Consider the following 3218-nt stretch of genomic DNA (forward strand, 5'->3'; position numbering starts at 1 on the left):
GTCTTGGTCTGGGTTGCTAGTCAGGCTATGATTGGTGGCCGCGTCACCAAATTGACGGAGGATTTCGCTGAATTTCATTGTTGGGTGTGTTCAAAATTGATCTACAATCGCAAGATAATTTTCCCTCTTTATGTTCCAATACAATAATTTTATAGACGCGTAGCGGTGAGGCAATCGAACTTTTTCTAGTTTCGCTTCAGGTTGGATTACTTCACTGACATTCTTCTGTTGATGGCTCTCGTGAGCTTACTTTCACTGAATTTTGTCTCAATAGCGTCTTGAGGCGTTGATTATCTTCGGTAGCGATCGTTTCACCATAGTGATAAAGTTGAAAAAGCTGGCAATAACGGTTTTGTTTGGCGCAAATCAAGCAGCCATAGGCATGATTGCCGTTAGTACCGCATAGCCGATGTCCCATCACCGGGCCAAGAGAAATATTTTGCTCGCTAGCAACAGTGCTGAGAATTGAGCGCACTTTGGACTCAAACTCCAATGACAAGTATTGCTTACGTCCTAGTTGTGTACGATCCCATTCTGGAACGATTAATTCCTGTTTTAATAGACTCGCTTCAATCTCTTCAGACATCACAAGCCCGGACAGAATAACGTGGCGGGAAACATGGGGCAATAATGTACGTGCTAATTGCCACATTAAAGCTTCATCAAACCACTCTTCAACCAGTGGACGCAGATACCAACAACAGGGAATGCCAAGGTTTACTAAATCTTGCAGCAACTGTACGCGACTCTGAATTGAGGCTTGCTCATAGCCTGGTTTCAAGGGTGGTAGACTAACAAAGACAGTGACTCGAAGTGAATGAGGTCGCTCTAGAGTTGTTTTGAGGCGCTCTATAAAAGATTGGCCAGGATGGACTTTGGTAGTTATGTAGACGATGTTGGCAGCTTTGCGGTCAATCAGTGCATCCAGAATTGATAGTACGCGTTCTCGATGGGCTGGAATAAAAGGGTCAGAGTAATCGCATAGTGAAATTGGAAAGCCCTTTTGTCCCTCCTGGGTAGCAAAAATGTAGTCTAGCAAAAGATCGAGCAGGTCAACTGGAGATGAGACATCCTGAAAGTTTTGTGGATAATGATGCCAGTCACGGTCTTGATGGCAGACACAATAGGCACATTCAATCGAGCAACGATTCTGGACATTTGGCAGAAATGGATTCAGGCTGAAGTATTTTACAGCACGCTCTTCATCAGGAATACCAAGCACTGGAAAGCCATGCAGCATATACTGGCTTCCCTGCAACGTAATTTCAGACGCAGCATTTTTATCAGTATTCATATATTCTTTAGGAAAAAATAATACACCCAGAAAAATTTGTCTTCTCTAGAGTGGCTGGTATGAATGTAGAGTGACAAGGTGGGAAATGCTGGAGGATTAGTAAGAATTTTGATAAGTAAATATAATTAAGTAGCGATCGCTTGTTCCTAAAGAACTGGTAAATGAGATCGGGTTAACACGGAGAAAAATCTCCGCGTCTTTGTGTCACTCCAAATCCATCAATTTTGGCTCGGCAGACTATTCATGCCTAGTCGCCATTGCCACGCCTGCTAAATAACCGGTTGTCCAAGCACTTTGGAAGTTAAACCCACCGGTAACGCCATCAATATCTAAGATTTCTCCGGCAAAATAAAGACCAGGAACTAACCGACTTTCCATTGTCTTGAAGTTGACTTCTTTGAGCTTGACACCGCCACAGGTAACAAATTCTTCTTTGAAGGCTCCTTTACCGTTGATTAAATATTGTCCCTGAGTAAGTTCTTGCACCAGTTGATTTAAGGTTTTACTAGATATTTCTGCCCAACGGTCTTCTGTGGTAATGCCTGCACGAGCAATGATATATTGCCAGAGACGATGGGGTAGATCGACGCCGCGATGCAATGCGATCGCTTTTTTTCCCCATTCATCCTTAACTGCTAAAACTTTTTCTCGCACTTGTTCTTGGTGCAAATTAGGCAGCCAATTAATCAATAATGTGGCTTGATAGCGGCTTTCGTGCAGAACTCTCGCACCCCAAGCAGAAAGCTTCAAAACAGCGGGGCCACTTAAACCCCAGTGGGTAATTAGCAATGGCCCAGTTTGTTGCAATTGGGATTTTCCGCCCGCAGATAAACGCAATTGGGCAGGGTTAACGCTAACTCCAGCTAATTCTCGCAGCTTTTGATCGAGAATGTTGAAGGTAAATAACGAGGGTACTGGCGGTTCAATTTGATGACCTAACTCTCGAGCAATTTTATAACCCGCAAGGCTGCTACCGGTCGCTAAAAGTAGGCGATCGCATTTAATTGTCTCTCCCGACTTCAGAAGAATATCAAAACCCCCATCTGCTGTGGTTCGTTTCACCGAAGTTACGTGCGTACCGATACGAAGTTTTACCCCAGATTTCGCCACCGCTTTAATTAGACATTCCACAATGGTTTCTGAAGTATTGGTGACAGGAAACATCCGGCCATCGGCTTCCGTTTTGAGATAGACTCCACCAGCAGCAAACCAAGCTACTGTATCTTGAGGCCCAAACCGAGTCAAAGCACCCCGCAAAGCTTTTGCACCTCTGGGGTAATTTTGCACTAACTCCTCCGGTTCAAAGCAAGCGTGAGTTACATTGCAGCGTCCGCCACCAGAAACTAACACTTTCGCTAGGGGTTGGCGACTGGCTTCGAGTAAAGTAACTTGGGCATCAGGATTGGCTTTAGCACAAGCGATCGCGCCAAAAAATCCTGCTGCCCCACCCCCAATAACTACAATTTGTAACGGTAACAATTTCAAAAATGTCTCTTTTACAGCACCTACTTTCTAGGCTAGCTGTTATTTTCACTCTTCATCAGGTTCAAAGTCGTCTTTTGTCGCACCACAAGTTGGACATGACCAATCTTCTGGGATATCTTCAAAGGCTGTTCCCGGTGCTATGTCGCTATCTGGATCGCCTACTTCTGGGTCATATTCATAGGCGCAAACAGTACATATATACTTTCTCATGTTCGTTTACCTTAGTAAATTGTTGGCATTGCTTCAGTATTAAATACTTCTGGTAGTTAGTCAAAATAGGCTTAGTCATTAGTCATTAGTCGTCATTTGTCCAAGAGAAACCACGCCCACCCAACGGCAAAGCTTAGGGCATCGCTTGGGACTTGATTTTAATTAGTTTCGTATATCATTAGTTTTTTTCGCCCAGGAGTGGCGCGGTATATACCAAAAACTCTTGTAT

General features: G+C 44.0%; 3 protein-coding genes. All 3 read right to left on the reverse strand.

Annotated elements, in window-relative coordinates; genetic code table 11:
• Positions 1-211: 211 nt before the first annotated feature.
• On the reverse strand, positions 212-1294 hold the full coding sequence (locus IQ229_RS20215) for a hypothetical protein (RefSeq protein ID WP_194046807.1): 1083 nt from the start codon (positions 1292-1294) through the stop codon (positions 212-214).
• A gap of 237 nt (positions 1295-1531) precedes the next feature.
• A complete protein-coding gene (locus IQ229_RS20220) occupies positions 1532-2773 on the reverse strand; it encodes a BaiN/RdsA family NAD(P)/FAD-dependent oxidoreductase (protein WP_194046811.1) in 1242 nt (413 codons plus the stop codon).
• A gap of 51 nt (positions 2774-2824) precedes the next feature.
• Positions 2825-2989, reverse strand: a complete 165-nt coding sequence (rd, locus tag IQ229_RS20225; RefSeq protein ID WP_194046809.1) for a rubredoxin — start codon at positions 2987-2989, stop codon at positions 2825-2827.
• Positions 2990-3218: the final 229 nt, after the last annotated feature.

The organism is Nostoc cf. edaphicum LEGE 07299 (genome assembly GCF_015207245.1).
GTDB classification, from domain to species: domain Bacteria; phylum Cyanobacteriota; class Cyanobacteriia; order Cyanobacteriales; family Nostocaceae; genus Nostoc; species Nostoc edaphicum_B.